Consider the following 21930-nt stretch of genomic DNA (forward strand, 5'->3'; position numbering starts at 1 on the left):
TACTAGGTAATTACGAGTATTCGCCTCTTTAAGATTCCGTACGGTTGGAAAAGTTGCTTGTGATGGGGGCGTTTTCCTCTGCATCGGAATGCATCTCATAAATCGCCAACCCGAAATACCGCACCGACGCGAAAATATGATCAAATATATCCGCCATAATGTATTCATAATTCTCGAAACGCTTGTCGCTAGAGAAGGTGTATATTTCCAGCGGGATGCCATGCGGTGTCGGCTGTAACTGGCGGCAGAGCAGGATCATTTCCTTGTTGAGCCCTGGATAATGCTGCAGGTACTGTGTGACATATTTTCGGAAAAGGCCGAAATTGGTCATATTGCGTCCGTTGATCAGCAGTGATTTGTCGACCTGGCGCGACGTATTGAATTTGTTGATGTCGGTCTGCCGCTGGTCGATGTATTGCGCAATGAGCTCTATCTTTTGAAGGTCGGCCAATTCCCCTGGATGTAAAAAACGGATACTCGATGCCTTGATCAGGATGTGCCGCTTGATGCGCCTGCCGTCTGAGCTGAGCATGCCGCGCCAGTTCCTGAAAGAATCTGAAATCAGGCTGTACGTGGGGATTGTTGTGGTGGTTTTGTCAAAATTGCGCACTTTTACGGTGGCCAGGTTGATTTCGATTACATCGCCGTCTGCGCCAAATTTGTCCATCGTAATCCAGTCGCCGATGCGCACCATATCATTGACTGAAACCTGTATGCTCGCCACAAATCCCAAAATCGTATCGCGGAAAATCAGGATCACAATGGCAGAAATGGCCCCGAAAGTCCCCAGTAGTGTCTTAAAGGAGAGGTTGAATAACGAGAGGAAAATGGCCGTTATCCCGAAAGTCCACAGCACAATCATAATCACCTGGATGTAACTGTCGATAGGCTTGTCACTGTATCTTGGGATCAGTTTTAGGTAATCGCGCAACGCGTTGAAGATGCTGCGGATAATCCATAAGACGAGCAACACGATGTACATTTTGACCAGCTTACCGAAAATCGGTTCCCAGTAATCAAAATTTCTGAAGATGATCGGCACCGATTTATAAACAAATAACAACGGGATCAGGTAAGCGATGTACTTTGCGGTTTTATTCGATACAAGCAGATCGTCAAAACGGGTTTTGGTGCGGCGCGCGACGACAATCATCAGGCGGACCAGTACAAAACGGAAACCGAAATAAATAGCATATGCCAGGAAATACAGTAGCAACAGGTCGAATAAAAGGCTCAGATAAGACGCGAATGTCTCATTGACATGCCACGATTTCAGCAACGTATATGCCCAGCCAAAAATATTTTCCATGACCTTATACATGGCCTAAAGGTATTTCTTGTCTATGTAAAAAGTGCCGAAAGGCAATAGTGAAGCGATCCCGATTATGACAAACTTCTTCATCGGCCATTCCAGTTCGATTTTAAGCATAATGGCGAGGATGATGTACGATATGAACAGTACACCGTGGGCCATGCCGATCGGGAATAGCAGGGTATGATACAATTCCGGGTTGTTGTTTTTAACGAAAAGCATGTTGGCGAACAGCACCAGATAAGAAATCCCTTCAAGGATTGCGATGGCCTTAAATAATTTAAGCATTTATTTGTATATTTAGGATGATGGCGCAAGCCGGGACAAAATTAAGTATTAAACTTACATGAATGGATACAATTACCGTTAAGTTTCACAATAAGATATGAGCAAACGCGACCTTAAAAAATACCTGAACAGCCTGACCAAGGAACAGCTCGAAGCCCAGTTTGCAGAACTCTATGAGAAATTTCCCGAAGTCAAGACATACTACGATTTCGTGTTCAACCCCAGGGAAGAGAAACTGATCGCTGCTGCGAAAGCGAAAATCGGCAACGAGTATTTTCCGTTAAAATCGAAACGTGCCAAGCTTCGCCGCTCTGTGGCCCAGAAATACATCAAGCATTTCCTGGTTCTCGGTGTCGACGCGTCAGCAATTGCCGATGTGATGCTTTTCACGATAGAAACGGCGCAACGCTACTCAGCAAAACGCGAAATGAAATACGCCTCTTTTTACAAAAGCATCCAGACCGCATACGAACAGGCGGTGAAACATGTGGCAGCCAACGGCATCCTGCCGCAATTCAGGGAAAGGCTGCTTGCGGTTGCTGCAGAGACAAGCCGGCAGCGGTGGGAAAACCGATATGAAATGGAAAGGCTGGCCGAGGCGATGGAGTTTATGGATTGAGCCAATGGGCATAAATCCGAGAATTTTTCACCAAATGCCCCAGACTTAGCATATATCCGATGTTTCGTATTATATTTATAGATTGAAAACGACAGTGGACGAATTGGAAAACAAGTTATCAGATTACGAAAAGAACAGGCTCCTGGCGCTGCAGAGCTACCACATCGCCGATACACTGAATGAAAAGGAATACGACGACATCGCGAAGCTTGCCGCAGCCATTTGCGGTACGCCGGTTTCGCTTGTGACATTTGTCGATGAAAACTGGCAATGGTTCAAAGCGAAGGTCGGGACGGATTTTAAGGGAACGCCACGTGAGATTGCCTTTTGTGAGCATACAATACGTATTCCCGACGAGGTTATGGTCGTAGAAGATGCCGCCATTGATCCCAGATTCGCTGCCAATCCACTTGTGACTGAAAACCCGAACATCCGGTTCTATGCCGGCGCGCCTTTTACGACAGCTGAAGGCTATACATTGGGGACCGTCTGCGTGCTGGACGTGGTTCCGCGGAAACTCAGCGACCAGCAAACCGATGCCCTCAGGATTCTCTCGGGACAGGTGAGCGAACTGCTTAAGACGCGGAGGATGTACACCGAGCTGGGCCTGGCCAACAAGTTGCTCAGAGGTAAAAACAAACTGATCAAGGACGACAGGGTACGGCTTCAGGGAGAACTTCAGGTTCAGGCGATGGAGCGTATCCGCGAAATTTCGGCGAAAAATGCCGAGTTGGAACAGATCAATAAGGAATTGGAGTCGTTCGCCTACATCACCAGCCACGATTTACAGGAACCGCTGCGTAAAATACAGACGTTCGTATCCATCCTGCAGGAAAGGGAAATGGCGAAACTATCGGTGAAAGGAGCCGAACATTTGCAAAAAATAAGGACATCGGCTGAAAGAATGCAGCGGCTAATCCAGGACCTGCTTCAATATTCGCGAACCGCCGTACCCTCATGCGCTTTTGAAGAAACCACACTCAGCCTGGTTTTCAATCCCGCCATTGAAGACTTGCGGGATGAGATTGAAGCCAGGGGCGCCCGGATTGAAGTCCGGAATGACGGCCGCTTGTTTGTCATTGGCTTCCAATTCCACCAATTGTTCTACAACCTGCTTTCAAATGCGCTGAAATTTTCAAGGAAAAACGTCACGCCGCACATCATCATCAGCCTCGAGTATGTCGAAGCGGAGCAGGGCAGTCCCTATTTCCGGATTGAGTTCAGTGACAACGGGATCGGGTTTGACAACGCGTACAGCGACCGGATTTTCACCTTGTTCCAACGTTTATCCAGTGAGGATATGGTCGCAGGTACCGGCATCGGACTAACCATTGTCAGAAAAATCGTCACGAACCACCACGGGACTGTAAAAGCATTCGGAGATCTGAATGTGGGTGCCCGTTTCGAAATCTGCATTCCCGATCGGGCGCAGGCCGTAAAAGCATCGCAGCAGGCCTAAGGCGGCGGACAATCGCAAGCGCTGCCTGGCTCACAGAAATTCCCAAACACAACAGCAGTTGGATTTGCCACTGACGCAACAGGGATGGCAGCGGAAATCCTTTTGGCGCCTGCAACAAGCGCAGCGAAGTGAAGGTGCCGAAAGATTGCAGCGTACAGCCCGGCCCGCAGGGGTTGCCATGATGTTTTTTACTGTCGGCAACTGCCGGAAATTATAAATTATTAAATTAACTTTTAATAATGCCCGTAAACCTGTTTTTAGCCGTACTTTTGCAAAAATTGAAAATTTCCGTCCGGAAAACTATGAAACACAACGAATCTGATTACGAAGTTGTCGGAAAAAAGGAGCTGTATGCCTACCAAAAAGGTGATATCGACCTCATTTTTGACCGCATGGACAACACGCCGCCGGATTACCACCTGTTGTACCAATTGCCTACGGGCGGCGGGAAAACGGTAATCTTCTCGGAAATCGTGCGCCGCTACCTGGCGAAACACGATAAGAAGGTCGTTGTGCTCACGCACCGCATTGAGTTGTGTCGGCAGACATCTAAAATGCTCAGCGGTTTCGGGGTAAAAAACAAAGTCATCAACAGCAAGATCAAGGAACTGCCGGACCAGGGCGAATATTCCTGCTTTGTGGCGATGGTGGAAACGCTGAAGAACCGCCTCAATGACGAGCTGCTCCACATCGACAATGTGGGCCTTGTGATCATTGATGAGGCACATTACAATTCGTTCCGCAAGCTGCTGAGTTCGTTCAAAAAGTCATTTATTTTGGGCGTGACCGCGACACCGCTGAGTTCGAACATCAGGCTGCCGATGAATGAAAATTACGACGAACTGATCGTCGGAGATACCATAGCGTCGCTAATCGAGAAGGGTTTCCTGGCCAAAGCCACAACCTACACTTACGATGTGGGGCTTACGTCACTCAAAGTCGGTATCAACGGGGATTACACCGTAAAATCGTCTGACGAGCTGTATTCGAATATGGTCATGCAGGAGAAACTGTTGCATGCCTACACCGAAAAATCATTGGGAAAGAAAACCTTGATTTTCAACAACGGCATCCACACGTCTTTATATGTTTACGAGACCTTCAAGAATGCCGGATTTGGCATCAGGCACCTCGACAATACCAGCAGTGCCGAGGAACGGAAGGACATCCTGAAATGGTTCAATGAAACACCTGACGCGATTTTAACATCGGTTGGGATTTTAACTACCGGATTTGACGAGCCCACGGTCGAGTCGATTATCCTGAACCGCGCTACAAAGTCGCTGACGCTGTATTTTCAGATGATTGGCCGAGGCTCGCGAAAACTGGATAACAAGGATGAATTTACCGTGATCGACTTAGGAAATAACGCGGCACGGTTCGGGTTGTGGAGCGATCCGGTAAATTGGCAGCACATATTCAAGGCGCCCGAGTTTTATCTGGAGAATCTGCGTGACGATGCCGACATCGAAATGAATTTCAGGTACACGATGCCACTGGCCTTACGCGCCAAATTTGCCAATACGCCACACATCGACTTTGACGTTGAGGAAGAACACAAATTGGCACTGAAGCAAAACCTGCGCTCGAAAACGGTGCTGGAGAAATCCCTTGAACAGCATGCGGCGATGTGTGTGGACAATACCGAGACGCTCCAGGAAGCGCGGCAGCTCAGCCGTGAATTGGACGAGGATGTGGAATTCCGCATCCGTAAATACTCCAATTGCCTGAGCCATTGCAGTAAGAATTACCGGGAATGGCTCACTGACGATTATAAACAGAAACTCTTGCTGCTCATCGGCAAAAAATACAGGGAAAAGATTTTCAGGGAATCAGATTGACTTACGATGCAATAAAATTCCAGACCGAATCAACTGAAGTCGGCAACGCGCTGCCAATACAAACAGAAAACGCCTCCCAAATGGAAGGCGCGTTCAGCGATTTTAGATTTATCCTGATTTTAGTACACTACTTTTTTGGTTACCGAATGGTGGTTGACGTCCGTCACCTGAACCAACAATACTTGCTGCTCTGCGGCGAGGTCATCAATCGTGGTTAAGGAACCGTTGACCTGTACTTTCTCCGCCACAAGCCGGCCCCGGACGTCGAACACCCTGACCGTCGCTATCGGAGCGTTGGCTGACTGGATGCTTAGTCCATGCTGCGTTTTAAATACAACGATATGATCAACCAAAGGAATTAGATTTTCGGTTGCCAACGGTGCATTTTGGTACACGATGCTGAAACGGCTGGCAAAAACGCCGGCGGCCGAAGCAAAGCTGTACGGTGACGCCCCGAGGTTGTACACCGTTCCCGTGAGATAGTCCTTGATATAGATTTCCTGTCCTTGCGTGAATAGGCCGTCCACATGGTCGATGGAGAAGGTGTATGTTCCCGGCTGTGCGGCCTGGAAAGCCAAAGGCACCTCGTCGGTATTTTCAAAAGGCAGGGCACGCGCCTGGATGACATAATTTTCCCCGTCAATCAGGTTAGACACAAAACTGTGAGTTGACGGAACCATTAGTGCGTCCATTGCTGCGTCTGCCTCCTGGGTGGCTGCCGTGGCATACGCAATAAGAATCTGGTTTGAAGGCGTTTCCCCTTCCGAGAGGTTAAGCCAAATGCGATGTTTTTCGATTCCCGCTTCCCTGAAGAACTGGTTTTGATTATTCCCACTCCGCATTGCATTCCGGAAAGCCACAGTACCCGGTGTCACAGGACGGAAGATAAATCCCTGGCCCACCTGTATCGTTCCGTTAGGTTCGACACTGCCTGACGCCGAAGCTGTTCCACCCACTATCGTGTAAGTGGCATAATTTTCACCCGAAGCGGCATCCTGATTCCTATGTGTCCAGAAATAAAGGGTTCCGGGATTTTCGGCGAGGAATGCGTTCGCGTCAACTGGCGAAGGGTAGGGGTTTCCAATCAGGTTATAACCCTGACCGTTCATGGTCGCCCCGATAGTCACATCTCCATTATGCGGCACGCCATTGAAGATGCCTGTGAAAGCGGTCGGAGTGGCAGGGAAATTGTTCGGGGCCCTAATGACGTAGCCCTTTGCCGCTGCAAACTGGGTAATCGCAGGGTTTTGTGTCACAAAGGAGTTCGTTTGTTCGTCAATTGTCATGAAACGGTTGGTAACGGTCACCGGAGAAAATGCAAGCAGGTTTTGCGCCGCAACGGGAGATGACCAGTAGGTGTAGTCCAAACGCCGCATGTTTGTGTTTCTTTTGATTTTGATGCTCCCTGTGTTTGTGGTATTGTCCGTCTGAATTAGATTGGCATTGTTTTCGAATGTGAGCGAAGAACCTGCGTTTACGCTCACTGCTCCGGTAATTTTGAAGTCGGCGCCGCCCAATACCGTTACCTGGGCATTGCCGGTGATGGTAAGCGAGCACGCCTGTAAATCTGCGGATGCGGTAAAATTCCCTGCAATGATTGCCGGTTGGTCGGCTACCGGATAATTATTGCTCCAGTTGCTGCCGTCCCAGGTCGTCGCTACGGTACAATAAGGGACAGCGTCAGTCATCCCGTTGCAGTCGTCATCGATTCCGTTGTCCATGATCTCAAATACGCCGGGATTGACATTGCTGTTGGCGTCATTACAATCAAAGCCATTGGTCGTCTCCATGTATGAGGCCGGAATCAAGGCGCCGTAGCATACGGTTTCCGAGCCGCCGTCAAAGCCGTCCCCGTCAGTATCGATATACAACGGATTGCTTTGCCAGACCATCATATCGCCGTCATTGCAATCGGTATTGTCTGTAACGCCGCCACAGGCGACTTTTAGCATGGAGCCGTATCCATCACCGTCAATATCAGCGTAGCGCAGTTGGTTGTCATTGCAATCTGAATTGTTGGTTACGCCACAGGCGACCATAATATTGGCGCCGAAACCGTCGCCGTCGGTATCAAGATACTGCAATTGGTTGTCGTTGCAATCCACGTTGTTTACCAAGCCACAGGCTATCTGTGTCCTGGAACCGAAGCCGTCGCCGTCGGCATCAAGATATTGCAGTTGGTTGTCATTGCAATCCGAATTGTTGGTTACGCCGCAGGCCACCATAATATTGGCACCGAAGCCGTCGCCGTCGGTATCAAGATATTGCAATTGGTTGTCATTGCAATCCACGTTGTTTACCAAGCCACAGGCTACCTGTGTCAGGGAACCGAAGCCGTCGCCGTCGGCATCAAGATATTGTAGTTGGTTGTCGTTGCAATCCGAATTGTTGGTTACCCCACAGGCGACCATAATATTGGCACCGAAGCCATCGCCGTCAGCATCGAGGTATTGCAATTGGTTGTCGTTGCAATCCACGTTGTTTACCAAGCCGCAGGCGACCTGTGTCGTGGAACCGAAGCCGTCGCCGTCGGCGTCAAAATATTGCAGTTGATTGTCATTGCAATCCGAATTGTTGGTTACGCCACAGGCGACCATAATATTGGCACCGAAGCCATCGCCATCGGTATCAAGATACTGCAATTGGTTGTCATCGCAATCGACGTTATTTGCCAAGCCACAGGCGACCTGTGTCGTGGAACCGAAGCCGTCGCCGTCGGCATCAAGATATTGCAGTTGGTTGTCATTGCAATCTGAGTTGTTGGTTACGCCGCATGCGACCATAATATTGGCACCGAAGCCGTCGCCATCGGTATCAAGATACTGCAATTGGTTGTCGTCGCAATCCACGTTGTTTACCAAGCCGCAGGCGACCTGTGTGAGTGAGCCGAATCCGTCGCCGTCGGCATCAAGATATTGGATCTGATTGTCATTGCAATCCGAATTGTTGGTTACACCACAGGCGACCATAATGTTGGCACCGAAACCGTCGCCGTCGGTATCAAGGTATTGCAATTGGTTGTCATTGCAATCCACGTTGTTTGCCAAGCCGCAGGCGACCTGTGTCGTGGAGCCGAATCCATCGCCGTCGGCATCAAAATATTGCAGTTGGTTGTCATTGCAATCCGAATTGTTAATTACGCCACAGGCGACCATAATGTTGGCACCGAAACCGTCGCCGTCAGCATCAAGATATTGCAATTGGTTGTCGTTGCAATCCACGTTGTTTACCAAGCCGCAGGCGACCTGTGTCGTGGAGCCGAATCCATCGCCGTCGGCATCAAAATATTGCAGTTGGTTGTCATTGCAATCCGAATTGTTAATTACGCCACAGGCGACCATAATGTTGGCACCGAAACCGTCGCCGTCAGCATCAAGATATTGCAATTGGTTGTCGTTGCAATCCACGTTGTTTACCAAGCCGCAGGCGACCTGTATGAGTGAGCCGAATCCGTCGCCGTCGGCATCAAGATATTGGATCTGATTGTCATTGCAATCCGAATTGTTGGTTACGCCACAGGCGACCATAATATTGGCACCGAACCCATCGCCGTCAGCATCAAGGTATTGTAATTGGTTGTCATTGCAATCCACGTTATTTGCCAAGCCGCAGGCGACCTGTGTCGTGGAACCGAATCCATCGCCGTCGGCATCAAGGTATTGCAGTTGGTTGTCATTGCAATCCGAATTATTGGTTACGCCACAGGCGACCATAATATTGGCACCGAAACCATCGCCGTCAGTATCAAGGTATTGCAATTGGTTGTCATTGCAATCCACGTTATTGGCCAAGCCGCAGGCGACCTGTGTCAGGGAACCGAATCCGTCGCCGTCGGCATCAAGATATTGGATTTGGTTGTCATTGCAGTCTGTTGCGTTTGAGACATATCCAATCGGCGCACCAATGCATGACGACTGTTGCGCATAATAGTTCCCAAATCCGTCATTATCATTATCCGCGTAATAATTGACCACGCCGTTTACGGTAAAAGCTGCTTTGAAATTGTTTCCAAAATTGCCTGCATAAACGGTTCCTCCCGAGCAGCTTACCGTCGCGTCAGAATAGACCTCCATAATGTAGTTTCCGGGTGTGAGTCCGGACAAAAGATTTGTGCTATAACCTGTTACAGCCCATTGCTGATTGGCGCCGCCGCAACCATTGGCGCCGCCTGATGCAAACCCTATATTGTTCGAAATAAAGGCACCCGGACTGCCTCCTGCAGGATAAATCCGATAATACAACCGTGTACTGCTCAAGTCACAACCGCCGCATTTGTACACATTGTGTTCTGCCCCTTTGAGCACGAGGCCTGCACTGCCTTCACAGAACGTGCCCAGTGCGGCGCCTTCAAAATCGGGATTTCCTGTATTTCCCTGAAGATCGTAATACGCGTTCCCACCATTGTTGATGCTCAGTACAATAAAAGACGAGTCGAATCCGGCCGATTGTGCGCGCAACGGCTGCAGGAAGAGGCAGCAAATCAGGATCAGCGCTGCCTGGTAGAGATGTAAATTTTTTTTCATGATTTCCCCTTTTATATTTTGACAGCAACGCGCCTGGCATCTACTGCATCGGTCAAAATTAAGGTACGGCCCCGGTGAACGAAATAGGGCAGATGCCGTATTTTAATCCCGGGGCAGTTACGCTAAAGTTTTCTTAAAATCGGATAGAATCTGTAATCTGAAGGAATTGGACGAATAAAAATACGTAAATTTAAGGTGCTTAAAAAAAGGCGTATATACTATGGAAATTGTCGTAATTGGTGGCGGATTCGCGGGGATAAACCTGTGTAATGAACTCGCGAATCACAAACAGATAAAGGTGACCCTCGTAGATAAGAACAATTATAATTTTTTCCCGCCGCTGATCTATCAGGTTGCCACGGCTTTCCTCGAGCCTTCAAGCATCAGCTATCCTTTCCGTAAGTTTTTCGCAGGGAAGAAAAACCTCCAGTTCCGGTTTGGCGAACTGCAAAGTGTTGTTCCGTCTGAAAATAAGGTCATTTTGAACAATGGGGAACTGCGTTACGACGCTTTGGTTTTCGCAACCGGCGCCGAGACGAATTACTTTGGAATGGAAAATGTGAAGAAAAATGCCATTCCGATGAAAACGCTGAATGACGCCATCGAAATGCGCAACACCCTGCTGAAGAATATCGAAAAAGCCTCAAGTTGTAAGGACATTCGTAAACGTAGAAAACTATTGACCATTGTTGTTGCTGGAGGTGGGCCTACAGGGGTGGAGGTATCCGGAATGTTTGCGGAAATGCGCCGAAGCATATTACTTAAAGAATATCCTGAACTGGCCACTACGGCAAGTAACGTATATCTGGTTGACGGCGGCGATGCGCTGTTGTCACCCATGAGCGTCAAGTCGCAGCAGGATACGCTGGAAGCACTCACAAAACTGGGCGTTGTGGTGAAACTGCACACCCGTGTTACCGATTATCAGGATGACACTGTTTTTTTCGGAAACGGCGAAACGATACAAACCAAAAACCTGATTTGGGCGGCGGGCGTCAGTGCCAGACAGTTTGAGGGTATTCCTGCCGAAAGCTATGGCCGCGGTAAACGGCTCGTGGTTGATCAATACAATAAGGTTGCCGGTACGGATAACATTTACGCCATAGGTGATACCTGCCTGCAAACCAGCGACGAGAACTTTCCTGAAGGACATCCGCAGGTGGCGCAGGTGGCAATACAGCAGGGGAGAACCCTTGCTAAAAATTTTAAGTCGATGCTGCAGTCGCAATCCTTAAAGTCGTTTGCATACAATGACAAAGGCTCGATGGCCATCATCGGTAAGAACAAGGCGGTAGTCGACATCCCGAAACCGAAAATTCATCTTAACGGTTTTATTGCGTGGCTCGCATGGCTTTTTATACACCTGATTTCCCTGATCAGCTACCGGAACAGGCTGCAGACTTTCTATAACTGGATGGTTGCTTATTTTTCAAAAGACCAGTCATTGCGTATGATTATACGACCCGATAAAAAACAGTAAGTGGGAATCCTGTAACATTTATCCGAAATTGTATAAACAAACGATGGCTGTTTTCTAATTAATTTTGGCCTGTCGAAGCGATTATATTTTTCCTCACTACGATTTTTCGAAGTGACTAAAAAAAGGAGTTTGTATCCGAATCAACTCCTTTTTTTTGTGGAGTAGAAACATTTCCAACCTCAAATTAGTGAGAAGTTTAATGTTAAATTTCTTAAAATATTCAACGACGTTTTTACAATTTTTTGCTATATTTAACCGTCTATTTAACCTAAAACTTGCTTTTTAATGAAACTGTACATCAAATATGATATCAATATGGCGTGCCGCGTCATCATGCAGGAACAGATAGGGAAACTCGGATTGAAGTATAACCTGCTGGAATTCGGTGAGATAGAACTTATTGATAATATTTCTGATGAAGACCTCGCTGAACTGCAGCAGTCTCTTGCGCATTACGGTATAGAGATCATAAACAATCAGAAAAGCCAGCTCGTGCAACGTATTAAGGATACGATAATTGAGATGATTTATGAGAAGGACAAATTGCCGTTGTCTACCATTTCAAATTACCTGTCAGACCAGCTTAACCTGAGCTACGGCTACATTGCCAACATATTTTCTGAATATACGTACACCTCAATTGAGAATTTTATCATTATCCAGAAAATTGAAAGGGCTAAAAAGCTGATCATTGAAGATGGGCTTACGTTAACAGAAATCTCATATAAACTGAATTACAGCAGCGTCGCTTATCTTTCTGCCCAATTCAAGAAAGTAACCGGACTCACTCCCTCAATGTTTAAGAGGATCGTCGACCGCCGACGAAGCATGAACAGTTAATTTATACGAAAACATACTTCCCCAATCTTATGTATATCGACAACAAAGCACCAATGCACATTATCCTCGCGGATGATGATGAGGATGACAGGAATTTCTTCAGCGATGCGATCCAGGAATTGAAAATGAACAGCACGCTGACCACTTTTAAGGACGGAAAGGAACTCATCGATTATCTGGAAGCAGACGAAACCGTTCTGCCGCATATCATTTTCCTGGATTTGAATATGCCCTGCAAAACCGGGTTCGACTGTCTTAAGGAAATTCGCGAAAACCCAAAATTAAAGGACGTTTCCATTGCCATTTATTCCACCTCGTCATCCGAAAAAGATGTAGAAGATACTTTTATCGGGGGTGCGAACGTTTACATTAAGAAGCCCAATGATTTTTCGAAGCTCAAGAAAGTGATCAAGGATGTGGTCAACATGAATTGGCAGTTTCACACGTCAGGACTCAATAAAGAAACGTTTTTTTACAGCGTTTAACAATGTATATCAATGAAATTTCCCGGTATATTCCGATTCCAGATGTTGCTCCGGCTTGTGCTTTGCGTACTGGTGATCGCCATCGGATACCTTACTACGAAATTTTATTTCCAGATGACCGATCTGAGCGATTCGGTAAAAACCATCGAAAATTCGAATGCGGTCCGGTTTGAACTCGAGCATATCTCATCCGCGGTAAACAAAAACGAATCGGCCTTACGCAGTTTCATCATCAGTAGGGACAGCCTTTATTTAAGGGACCGCCAGTTAGAAAAAGAAGCATTTGCGATCGGAATTTCCAGATTGCAGAAGCTTAGCCTGAAAAATCCTGAATTCAGTTCCGGAATCGACAGCCTGACAGGGCTGTTACACCGCTGGGATAGCGCTTTTGAAAATACGTTCCGGACAGTAGCTCACACGAAGTATGACAATAATAAATTGAATTTCAATTTGTTAAAAAGTATTACTTATAGCGACAATTTACAGGATTTCACCAACAAACTTATCAATACCCAGCAATATAAAATAAGAGGGCAGGAGCAGTACCACAGTGATAAAATCAGCGAATCGAGCTGGACTGCCGGCATCCTTGCCATATTGTCCCTGGTCGTATTCCTGCTTGCGTATGCCAAGATGAATGCCGATGTGGTGAGCCTTAAAAAGTCTGCACGGACACTCAGCGAAAACAACCTCAAGCTGGTACAGATCAATGCGGAACTGGAGTCATTTAACAGCATCGTAAGCCATGACATGCAGGAACCGCTGCGTAAAATCCAGATGTTTATTTCAAGGCTTGACGGCAATGAAACGCAGCATCTGTCGGATCAGGGTAAAAATTACTTTGCAAGGATCAGGATGTGTGCCAATCGGATGCAGAACCTGATGATCGACCTGGTCAATTACTCGAGGGCCGTAAAAGGCGACCGGCCCTTCGTAAAAATCGACCTGAACCTTTTGATGAGGGAAGTGGTTGACGAGCTCTCGCTGGACATAGAGGAAAAGAAAGCAGTAATTACCATCGGCAGTCTGCCTGTCATTGATGCCATCCCGTTCCAGATACAGCAGCTTTTTGTAAATTTACTCTCGAATTCAATCAAATATTCAAAAAAAGGCGTCCCGCCTGAGATTAACATTTCACAGGAACCCATCGCGGAACATGTCTCAAAGAATGGAAAAAAGATTAATGATTCCGGATTTATTAAAATTGTGGTTGCAGACAATGGGATTGGTTTTCGCCAGGAGTATGCAGAAAATATTTTTATGCTGTTCAGACGGCTTGAAACGGAACTTACATATTCAGGCACCGGACTGGGTTTGGCTATCTGCAAAAAAATTGCCGAGAACCACAACGGATTTATCAGCGCATTTGGAAAGGAAAACGAAGGCGCTGCATTTCACATTTATCTTCCGAAATAAATTTATTGTAAAATAGAAAATGCAGTAAACCATGAAAAAATTACTAATTATCGGCATAATCCTTTGTTACTGCAGCAATTATGCACAGAATGTTACCACAATACGCAAACCCAAAGTAACCGTATTCACAGGACATTACGATTCGAAAAATACTGCAGTTGGTCTCGGACGAATGACGCTTGACATACGCCAGGTAAAAACAGTTCTGACCGGCGAACTCAATTATCAGGACCCGGCCAGAAAAAACACGACTGACTATAAGATTTCAGGATATGTGCAAAATGACAAAGGGCATATCCAGTTGCTTAAAGACAACGTAGCGTTGGCCTCAGCGGTCGTAACGCTTGAAGATGGCATAATGACGTTCACATTAAATGGTGAAAACGCCGATATACCGAAAACGCTCAGGCTTTCAAAAAAATAATATATCATTCTGAACTATAATTTATATTATGTAAAATAGAAATTGTATCAGAAACAGTTTACTGTACTTGAATATCAGAAAAGCCACTCCGCATCGGAATGGCTTTGCTTTTTGAAATCAAGGTCTTATTTCAAAAGATAAACTTCGTACTCAGGAAATTTGACTTGTCTTCGTTAACCACCTCATTGATTAAGCGTGTATTGTTTTCGGTCATCTTGAACGCTACGAGCGATCGGATTGAAAATGACCGGATCGCATCGGTGACTGATAACGTTCCTTCAGCACTGTCCTTTCTTCCGGTAAACGGAAAAACATCGGGACCGCGTTGAGATTGCGTATTGACATTAAGTCGGCTTACCTGATTTACCAACGGATCAATCAGTTCAGAAAGTTCGTCGGCATCGTTGGTAAAAATGCTGACCTGCTGGCCGTACTTCGTATCGATCAGGTATTCGATCACCTCTTCCGCGTCATCAAAAGGCACTATCGGTACAATTGGCCCGAACTGCTCTTCATGGTACAGTCGCATCTCCTTGTTCACAGGGTAAACCACTGCAGGGAAAAAGAATGAGGCTTTTGATTTGCCACCGTTTTCGTTCATTATTTTCGCGCCTTTTTCGAGGGCATCCGCAATGCAGGAGTCAAGGTACGCTACTTTATCCGGTTCAGGCAGCGGGGTGAGCGATACGCCGTTGTCCCAAGGCAGTCCGAAAGTAAGGTTGGACACTGCCTGGCTGAACTGCGCGATAAACTCCTCGGCTATGCTCCGGTGCGCCCATACAATCTTCAATGCGGTACAGCGCTGCCCGTTAAACGATAATGAACCCGTCAGTACTTCCTTCACTGCCAATGGAATATCGGCTTTCGACGTAATTATCGCAGCATTTTTAGCGTCGAGACCCAATACCGCGCGGAGCCGGTTCACTTTGGGATGCAGCTTTTTAAGTTCGTTTGCCACCTTACTTGAGCCAATCAGGGTCAGCACATTAATTTTTCCGGATTGCATCAGTCCGGGAATAATCACATTCCCCCTGCCATACAACAGGTTCACCACACCTCTCGGGAAACTTTCCTGGAAAGCGCGCTGCAACGGGTAATGCAGCAATGTTCCGAATTTTGGTGGTTTAAAAAGTATCGTATTCCCCATAATCAACGCGGGAATTAAAGTTGTAAATGTCTCGTTTAAAGGATAGTTGTACGGCCCCATGCAAAGTACTACACCAAGTGGCGAGCGCCGCACCTGCGCGGCGATGCCTTCGACAATCTCAAATCGGGATGAATCGCGATCGAGGTTTTTTAACGCGTCAATCGTGGCATAAATATACTCTACGGTGCGGTCAAATTCCTTAACCGAGTCGGCATGTGATTTTCCGATTTCCCACATGATCAGCTTTACAATCACATCCTTTTGCGCAATCATCTTCCCGGTGAACTGTTCCACGCAATGGATGCGTTCGGCCACACTCATTACAGGCCATGCGCCCCTGCCGTTGTTGTACGCATTGACTGCGGCATCCAGCGCTTCGTGCGCTTCCTTTTCTGTAGCGAGCGGATAACTCCCAATCAGTTTCTGCCTGAGGCCGTCGGGTGTTTTGAGATATACAGGTGAATATACTTCGTGAACATCTCCGTCCCAGCGCTTCATCTCGCCGTCACAAAGGTATTCCCGCTGATGTACCTGCGAAATCCTGAAGGATTCAGGAATCGCCTCCTCCGAAGTAAATAGTTGTTCCAGTGCCTGTTCAAATTGATTTTGCTGCATGTTTGGGAGTATTGGTTACAAAAAAGACATTGTTCAAAACAATGTCTTTTAGTGAATTAATAAGTAGTATTATCCGTCAGATGTTTATTTACAAAAATTGAAATTTCAGTAGTAAATATAATGACTACTTTTTATAAAAACACTTTTTTTAGATAGTTTTAAGAAAACTTAACATTTTAAAGATGATTTTTCGACCACGCTGTTATTCGAATAAAAAACATCGACCGTGGATTTGTTGATTTCTTATTGATATTTTGCCAACGCCGGCCTTCCGCTTCAGGTAAAAAATCCGTATTTTTAAGCACTTTATCCTGCATATGAAAAATAGTATCGCCGAACGGATTGCCGACTTCCTGTCAGCATATCCCCCATTTACAAACCTGACCTTCGATGAGCTCACGCAGGTAGCCATGGATATTCGCGTGATCACGCTCGAGAAGCACAAAGCCATATTTAAGATTGACGACCCGTTGCATGATTGTTTTTATGTAGTTGGTGCGGGCGTAATCAATCTGTCGGTAATTTCTGATGCCGAAGAAACGTTGCTGAATCGTTGCGAGCCCGGGGATATCATGGGACTACGTCCTTTCTTTGCAAAGAACAATTACCAGATGACCGCCAAGGCCCGCGAAGACAGCATCCTGTATGCGATACCCATCGCCACGTTCAGGCCTTTCGTGGCAAACAACACCGCCGTCCTCGACTTTCTGCTACAGAGCTTTGCGAGTACTTCCCGAAGTTCTCTGGATAAGAACAAGAATAAACTCATCAACGACACCGTACAGTATATCGACAGCCAGACCGAAATTCAGTATTTCCAATCGCTTGATTACAACAAAAAGCCCCTCACGGTGGCCCCGACAGCAATTGTACAGCAAGTAGCGCAATTGATGACCGATAACCTCACCGGGTGTGTCATCGTACAGGAAAATAACATTCCGCTGGGCATCGTAACCGATTCGGAATTCCGCTCGAAGGTCGCTACAGGACGGTTTTACATCACCACGTTGGTTAACAGCATCATGTCGCCCGTAATTACCGTGCCGGAAAACCTCTCGCTCGCTGAGGCACAATTGTTTATGCTCCGCCAGAACGTACAATATTTGTGCGTTACGATTGACGGTACGGACAAAACCCAAATCAGGGGCATAATTTCACAGCATGATATCATTTCGGCCCAGTCCAATAACCCGGGCATTTTGGTTAAGGAAATAAAGAAAGCGCCCGATGCCTCAGAACTGAAGCACCTTCGGGAGAAACTGGCTGATTTTATCCGGATTTCGATAGATAATAAAATTCCGATCTCACACATTAACAACATCGCAGGCGAAGTGAATATGGCCATCATCAAACGTGCGGTTGACCTGGCAATACTCGAAATAGGCTCCCCTCCTGCCCGCTTTGCATGGCTCAGCATCGGAAGCCAGGGACGAAAAGAGCAACTCCTGATGACGGATCAGGACAGTATGCTCGTTTTTGAAGACGTCGCCGCGGATAAGTACCGTGACGTAAAAGATTACTTCCTCAAACTGGCCAAACGCGTCATCAGCATGCTGGAAACTGTCGGTTATCCATTATGCCGATATGGCCATATGGCGGGCAATATGGTTTGGTGCAAGTCGATGACCGACTGGACCAACCAGTTCGATGAGTGGATGACCAATCCTGCTGCGAAGCCCGAAGACAGTTACAGTATCTTCTTTGATTTTGAAATCGCTTTTGGTGAAATCCAACTAGAAGAAGCGCTGACCGATAGTATTTTCAGCAATCTAAGTGCACGGAAAAATAAAAAATTCTTTGCATTCCTCGGGAACGAGGCCATCAGGAAGCCGCCGCCGTTGAGTTTTTTCAAGCAGTTTAACCTTGAGGAAGAGGGCGAACACAAGGAACTCTTCGATATCAAGAACCGCGCCATCATGCCTTACGTCGATGCAGCGCGTGTACTGACGCTGAGCAACCACATCAAGGGTGTCAACAATACATTTTCGCGCTTTAAGCAATTGGCCGCTAACGAACCCAAATATGCGGACATTTACATGAACTGTGCCGAAGCGTTCCTGATGCTGCTTAAATTCCGGACCATCAGCGGAATCCGCAACGGCAATGACGGACAGTTTATTTCTATCGAAGAATTGACCAAACCTGATCGGGAAAAGCTCAAAAACTGTTTCCTGCCACTGAAGGATCTCGAGGAAATTATAAAAAACAAATACCAGCTGACTTTTTTCTCATAACATGCTTGACTGGCTCAAAAATATCAACAAGGACTATCCGGATTTCTGGAAAGCGTATCTGTCAAAATTTGACAGGCGCTCGCCGCGTTTCGTTGCGCTGAGCATCACCACTACCGGGCACGATTACAAAAAAGATGTCATACTTTCAATCAGCGGTTTCGGAATCCTGAACGATGAGATAATTATCGGCGACAGCTATGAAGTGGTGCTGCTGCAATATGTCTACAATCACGACCACCAGCTGTCCAACGAATTTATCGTTGAAAGCAGGCAACCCAAAGCGCTCGAACCGGATGGCATCAAGGCGTTTGTGGATTATATCGGTAATGCGACGCTCGTGGGTCATCGCGTGAATTTCGACGTGGAAATGATTAATGAGGCTTTGGAAAAGTTACACTGCGGCCGACTCAAGAATGAGGCACTCGATATCGAGATCATGTACCAAAAATGGAAAGACCTTAACGATGACAAGCACTTTACTCTAGCCGAACTCAGCAGCCTCCTGAAAATGCCCGCAATAGAAAAAGTGTCAGCCTCTGAAGATGCTTACGCGATCGCGCTGATGTTCCTGAAGTTAAAATCCAGGCTGGGACTTAAATAAAAACTACTTTTTACGGCTTCTGCTGTAAATATAAAAGAAGATGCCAATGAACGCAATGCCTGCGACAATGAGCAATAATCCGAACATATCGTCTACTGACATTTGTTGTTTTTTTGGTTAAAGTGAGCCAAATTTAGTTTAAAATCGTTTAGCTCAGATCATTTTGAATGTAGATAAATAACTACAATATCCTCCGTGATGGCTTTTCGAAATCAATGCGCCGGGTACGCCCGCCACACGTAAAATTCCGTTCATATCGCGCGTTAAATCGTTTCGGCGTTCGATGTCGGACTCATGTTTCACTATTGTCACAAACAGCGGTTTTCTGCAGTCAGCTATCCGGCATACGGTATGGACAAACTCCGAATTGATTTGGGTATCAGATAAATAAAAAGTACCGCCGACCCGGATCGTGCCACTTGCCGCCGACTGGTTCATGCGTGCAACGTCGCATTGAAACGATTTGGGATTAAAGCTGCGGATTCCGCTCTTCCGGTTCCAAATTTTGTATGCGGCTTCCTTCATACTCCATAAAACCCAGACCGCCGTTTCCTGCAGCACCGAATTTTTTATATAGGATTGCTCGGAGTCGGTGAAAATTTTGCCCAGATAGCCTTTTCGCCTCCAGTTACTTTCTTTTGCGGCCGTGGCCAAATCTACCAAATCATTGCCAATCATGCTTTGCCGGCCAGTTTTTCATCGATAATTTCCAATGCAGCCCGTACGGAGAGCATTTTTTCCATCGACTGGTTGTCGATTTCAATATCAAATGCTTCCTCGATATCGAGCACAATGTCCACGAGGTTCGCGGAGTTGATTTTGAGGTCATTGATGAAGTCGGTTTCCTGGGTCAGGTTTTCAAGGGCGTCTAGTTCTTTCACATAGGGCCTGATAATCTCCCTGAGTTTCGCAATGGTAGCGTTCATGATATATTATTTATGATATTTTCTAAAGATGACACAGCCATTGACGTCGCCAAACCCGAAACTCGCCTTGGCAACGACATTGATGTCCCTGTAAATGGCCTTCAGAGGAACTTTCCCGGCGCTGATACGCGCTGCAATTTCCGGATGCAGATCATTGCAGTTCACGTTCGGAAAAATGAAACCTTCATGAATTTGGAGCACTGCCGCTACAGATTCAATACTGCCCGCCGCGGAAAGGCAGTGTCCAACGGTTGACTTCAATGAGTTGATGTAGGGGAAATCCGCCCCTTCCCTACCCAATGCCTCAGTCCAGTTTTGTATTTCAAGGCTGTCTTTCGACGTTGCGGTCAGGTGCCCGTTGATCGCGTCTATGTCGGCCGGCGCAATCCCCGCATCGGCTAACGCTGCGGTAATGCACTTTTTCACCGCATCCGGATTGGGAGCCGTCATGGTACCGCCACCGCGCTGCCCGCCGGAATTGACATTTCCTCCGAGGACTTCTGCGTAAATGGTCGCATTTCTTTCCAATGCGCTGTCAAGGTCTTCCAGCAGCAAAGCACCTGCGCCACTACCCGGAACGAAGCCTGACGCTGTAGCTGACATGGGTCGCGAGCCTTGTTCGGGATTATCGTTGTGCCGGAAGGTGCACACTTTCATGGCATCAAATCCGCCCCAGATATACGGACCCGAATCGCTGGTGCTTCCGGCCAATATGCGTTTGGCCTTGCCCAGCGCGATCCTGTCGTAAGCCATCAGGATACTTTCAGTACCGGTGGTGCATGCTGAAGAATTGGTGGTCACCTGGTTGCCCAATCCCAATTTTCCGCCAAGATAGGCGCTCACCCCGCTGTTCATCGTCTGTGCTACGGCGGTGCTGCCCAGTTTCCTGGTCTGAAAATCGTCAATCTTATAAATACTTTCACGGAATTTATCGATACCCGATGTCCCTGTCCCGAAAATGGTACCACTGTCCCAATCCGGTATCCCGGCCACAGGCAACGTTAAGCCTGCGTCAGACCATGCCTGCATGCCCGCAATCACGCCATATAGGATTCCGGTGGAATTGAAATTACGCAGTTCCAATTCTGTAAAATACTTCAGGATGGTATCGTTATCGAGCTGTGGCTTAGCGGATATTCTGCATGAAAACTGCAGCCGGTCCAACTCCGGGTCGAACCGTATGCCTGATACACCGTTGGCCAAGGCGTGGCTGAACCCGCGAATCCCTGTTGCGTTAGGTGAGACAACGCCCAATCCTGTGATGACAACCCGTTTCTTCATGTGTTCCTGTTTGTGATCATTCCGGCGATAGTGCCTTCGGCTACCGTATCATTTTGTGTGTTGATCATTCTGACCCGACATTTCAGCTTCCCAAAACGGAAGTAAATCTTTTCTGAAATCACGGTTACTTTTTCACCGGGGAATACCGGGATTAAAAATTCAATTTCACTTGATGTTAAGGCCATTACGATGGATTCGTTCAATTCATCATTTAATAAAAAAATCCCAAGACAGACTACTCCAATCTGAGCCATGGTCTCTGTCAGTATTACACCCGGCACCACAGGATATTGTTTGAAATGGCCTCTGAAAAAATCATGGTCGGCGGTATAGGTATAATGTCCTTCGATACCATTTGCGCTCACGTCCGTGAGCCCGTCAACAAACAGGAACGGCTTGGTATAAGGCAATTTAGAAATGATAGTTTGCGCGTCCATAT

19 protein-coding genes are annotated in these 21930 nt (G+C 47.0%); 10 read left to right on the plus strand and 9 right to left on the minus strand.

Features of this window, described 5'->3' with window-relative positions; genetic code table 11:
* Positions 1-28: 28 nt before the first annotated feature.
* Both HYN48_RS11165 and HYN48_RS11170 read right to left on the minus strand, forming a co-directional pair.
* Complete coding sequence (locus HYN48_RS11165; protein ID WP_108371729.1) at positions 29-1321, minus strand: mechanosensitive ion channel family protein; 1293 nt, start codon at positions 1319-1321, stop codon at positions 29-31.
* Positions 1322-1324: 3 nt separating this feature from the next.
* Entirely contained in the window at positions 1325-1600 is a 276-nt protein-coding gene (locus HYN48_RS11170) for a DUF3817 domain-containing protein (protein ID WP_108371731.1), read from the minus strand.
* 97 nt (positions 1601-1697) lie between these two features.
* Here HYN48_RS11170 and HYN48_RS11175 point away from each other — a divergent pair, with 97 nt between their 5' ends.
* From HYN48_RS11175 to HYN48_RS11185, 3 genes are all read left to right on the plus strand, one after another.
* Complete coding sequence (locus HYN48_RS11175) at positions 1698-2219, plus strand: DUF6155 family protein (protein ID WP_108371733.1); 522 nt, start codon at positions 1698-1700, stop codon at positions 2217-2219.
* Positions 2220-2301: 82 nt separating this feature from the next.
* Entirely contained in the window at positions 2302-3678 is a 1377-nt protein-coding gene (locus HYN48_RS11180; RefSeq protein ID WP_108371735.1) for a GAF domain-containing sensor histidine kinase, read from the plus strand.
* Positions 3679-3980: 302 nt separating this feature from the next.
* A complete protein-coding gene (locus HYN48_RS11185) occupies positions 3981-5519 on the plus strand; it encodes a DEAD/DEAH box helicase (protein WP_108373581.1) in 1539 nt (512 codons plus the stop codon).
* Positions 5520-5638: 119 nt separating this feature from the next.
* Here HYN48_RS11185 and HYN48_RS11190 read toward each other — a convergent pair whose 3' ends face one another.
* Positions 5639-10042, minus strand: a complete 4404-nt coding sequence (locus tag HYN48_RS11190; protein WP_108371737.1) for a T9SS sorting signal type C domain-containing protein — start codon at positions 10040-10042, stop codon at positions 5639-5641.
* Between the two features lie 220 nt (positions 10043-10262).
* Between HYN48_RS11190 and HYN48_RS11195 the strand changes: the two genes are divergently transcribed.
* From HYN48_RS11195 to HYN48_RS11215, 5 genes are all read left to right on the plus strand, one after another.
* Entirely contained in the window at positions 10263-11522 is a 1260-nt protein-coding gene (locus HYN48_RS11195) for an NAD(P)/FAD-dependent oxidoreductase (RefSeq protein WP_108371739.1), read from the plus strand.
* 285 nt (positions 11523-11807) lie between these two features.
* Positions 11808-12362 (plus strand): helix-turn-helix domain-containing protein, encoded by a 555-nt coding sequence (locus HYN48_RS11200; RefSeq protein ID WP_108371742.1) that lies wholly within the window; start codon positions 11808-11810, stop codon positions 12360-12362.
* A 53-nt stretch (positions 12363-12415) separates the two neighbouring features.
* Positions 12416-12847, plus strand: a complete 432-nt coding sequence (locus tag HYN48_RS11205; RefSeq protein WP_108373584.1) for a response regulator — start codon at positions 12416-12418, stop codon at positions 12845-12847.
* A gap of 12 nt (positions 12848-12859) precedes the next feature.
* The gene (locus HYN48_RS11210; protein WP_108371745.1) at positions 12860-14263 is read left to right on the plus strand and encodes a sensor histidine kinase; all 1404 of its coding nucleotides are present in this window, start codon (positions 12860-12862) and stop codon (positions 14261-14263) included.
* Positions 14264-14294: 31 nt separating this feature from the next.
* Positions 14295-14687, plus strand: a complete 393-nt coding sequence (locus tag HYN48_RS11215; RefSeq protein ID WP_108371747.1) for a hypothetical protein — start codon at positions 14295-14297, stop codon at positions 14685-14687.
* A 130-nt stretch (positions 14688-14817) separates the two neighbouring features.
* On the opposite strand, the gene HYN48_RS11220 is transcribed toward HYN48_RS11215, so the two are convergent.
* On the minus strand, positions 14818-16449 hold the full coding sequence (locus HYN48_RS11220) for an NADP-dependent glyceraldehyde-3-phosphate dehydrogenase (protein WP_108371749.1): 1632 nt from the start codon (positions 16447-16449) through the stop codon (positions 14818-14820).
* A gap of 317 nt (positions 16450-16766) precedes the next feature.
* Here HYN48_RS11220 and HYN48_RS11225 point away from each other — a divergent pair, with 317 nt between their 5' ends.
* Positions 16767-18683, plus strand: a complete 1917-nt coding sequence (locus tag HYN48_RS11225; protein ID WP_108371751.1) for a DUF294 nucleotidyltransferase-like domain-containing protein — start codon at positions 16767-16769, stop codon at positions 18681-18683.
* Position 18684: 1 nt separating this feature from the next.
* Positions 18685-19284 (plus strand): 3'-5' exonuclease, encoded by a 600-nt coding sequence (locus tag HYN48_RS11230; protein ID WP_108371753.1) that lies wholly within the window; start codon positions 18685-18687, stop codon positions 19282-19284.
* 3 nt (positions 19285-19287) lie between these two features.
* On the opposite strand, the gene HYN48_RS11235 is transcribed toward HYN48_RS11230, so the two are convergent.
* The 5 genes from HYN48_RS11235 to HYN48_RS11255 are packed head-to-tail and all read right to left on the minus strand — an operon-like array spanning position 19288 to position 21928.
* Positions 19288-19386: an LPXTG cell wall anchor domain-containing protein gene (locus HYN48_RS11235; RefSeq protein ID WP_108371755.1), complete on the minus strand. Its 99-nt coding sequence runs from the start codon at positions 19384-19386 to the stop codon at positions 19288-19290.
* A gap of 51 nt (positions 19387-19437) precedes the next feature.
* Positions 19438-19962: a 4'-phosphopantetheinyl transferase family protein gene (locus tag HYN48_RS11240; RefSeq protein ID WP_108371758.1), complete on the minus strand. Its 525-nt coding sequence runs from the start codon at positions 19960-19962 to the stop codon at positions 19438-19440.
* Positions 19959-20210, minus strand: a complete 252-nt coding sequence (locus tag HYN48_RS11245; RefSeq protein WP_108371760.1) for a phosphopantetheine-binding protein — start codon at positions 20208-20210, stop codon at positions 19959-19961. Before HYN48_RS11245 ends, HYN48_RS11240 begins: the two co-directional genes overlap by 4 nt.
* A 6-nt stretch (positions 20211-20216) precedes the next feature.
* Positions 20217-21491: a beta-ketoacyl-[acyl-carrier-protein] synthase family protein gene (locus HYN48_RS11250; protein ID WP_108371762.1), complete on the minus strand. Its 1275-nt coding sequence runs from the start codon at positions 21489-21491 to the stop codon at positions 20217-20219.
* Positions 21488-21928, minus strand: coding sequence for a 3-hydroxyacyl-ACP dehydratase FabZ family protein (locus HYN48_RS11255; protein WP_108373586.1), 441 nt, complete (start codon positions 21926-21928; stop codon positions 21488-21490). Before HYN48_RS11255 ends, HYN48_RS11250 begins: the two co-directional genes overlap by 4 nt.
* Positions 21929-21930: the final 2 nt, after the last annotated feature.

Origin of the sequence: Flavobacterium magnum, assembly GCF_003055625.1 — a bacterium.
Taxonomy (GTDB): domain Bacteria; phylum Bacteroidota; class Bacteroidia; order Flavobacteriales; family Flavobacteriaceae; genus Flavobacterium; species Flavobacterium magnum.

What these genes read in the sequence shown, in the direction of transcription:
- HYN48_RS11165 (WP_108371729.1), bottom strand. Translation starts at nt 1,321, where the DNA reads ATGTATAAGGTCATGGAAAATATTTTTGGCTGGGCATATACGTTGCTG.
- HYN48_RS11170 (WP_108371731.1), bottom strand. Translation starts at nt 1,600, where the DNA reads ATGCTTAAATTATTTAAGGCCATCGCAATCCTTGAAGGGATTTCTTAT.
- HYN48_RS11175 (WP_108371733.1), top strand. Translation starts at nt 1,698, where the DNA reads ATGAGCAAACGCGACCTTAAAAAATACCTGAACAGCCTGACCAAGGAA.
- HYN48_RS11185 (WP_108373581.1), top strand. Translation starts at nt 3,981, where the DNA reads ATGAAACACAACGAATCTGATTACGAAGTTGTCGGAAAAAAGGAGCTG.
- HYN48_RS11190 (WP_108371737.1), bottom strand. Translation starts at nt 10,042, where the DNA reads ATGAAAAAAAATTTACATCTCTACCAGGCAGCGCTGATCCTGATTTGC.
- HYN48_RS11195 (WP_108371739.1), top strand. Translation starts at nt 10,263, where the DNA reads ATGGAAATTGTCGTAATTGGTGGCGGATTCGCGGGGATAAACCTGTGT.
- HYN48_RS11200 (WP_108371742.1), top strand. Translation starts at nt 11,808, where the DNA reads ATGAAACTGTACATCAAATATGATATCAATATGGCGTGCCGCGTCATC.
- HYN48_RS11205 (WP_108373584.1), top strand. Translation starts at nt 12,416, where the DNA reads ATGCACATTATCCTCGCGGATGATGATGAGGATGACAGGAATTTCTTC.
- HYN48_RS11210 (WP_108371745.1), top strand. Translation starts at nt 12,860, where the DNA reads ATGAAATTTCCCGGTATATTCCGATTCCAGATGTTGCTCCGGCTTGTG.
- HYN48_RS11215 (WP_108371747.1), top strand. Translation starts at nt 14,295, where the DNA reads ATGAAAAAATTACTAATTATCGGCATAATCCTTTGTTACTGCAGCAAT.
- HYN48_RS11220 (WP_108371749.1), bottom strand. Translation starts at nt 16,449, where the DNA reads ATGCAGCAAAATCAATTTGAACAGGCACTGGAACAACTATTTACTTCG.
- HYN48_RS11225 (WP_108371751.1), top strand. Translation starts at nt 16,767, where the DNA reads ATGAAAAATAGTATCGCCGAACGGATTGCCGACTTCCTGTCAGCATAT.
- HYN48_RS11230 (WP_108371753.1), top strand. Translation starts at nt 18,685, where the DNA reads ATGCTTGACTGGCTCAAAAATATCAACAAGGACTATCCGGATTTCTGG.
- HYN48_RS11235 (WP_108371755.1), bottom strand. Translation starts at nt 19,386, where the DNA reads ATGTCAGTAGACGATATGTTCGGATTATTGCTCATTGTCGCAGGCATT.
- HYN48_RS11240 (WP_108371758.1), bottom strand. Translation starts at nt 19,962, where the DNA reads ATGATTGGCAATGATTTGGTAGATTTGGCCACGGCCGCAAAAGAAAGT.
- HYN48_RS11245 (WP_108371760.1), bottom strand. Translation starts at nt 20,210, where the DNA reads ATGAACGCTACCATTGCGAAACTCAGGGAGATTATCAGGCCCTATGTG.
- HYN48_RS11250 (WP_108371762.1), bottom strand. Translation starts at nt 21,491, where the DNA reads ATGAAGAAACGGGTTGTCATCACAGGATTGGGCGTTGTCTCACCTAAC.
- HYN48_RS11255 (WP_108373586.1), bottom strand. Translation starts at nt 21,928, where the DNA reads ATGGACGCGCAAACTATCATTTCTAAATTGCCTTATACCAAGCCGTTC.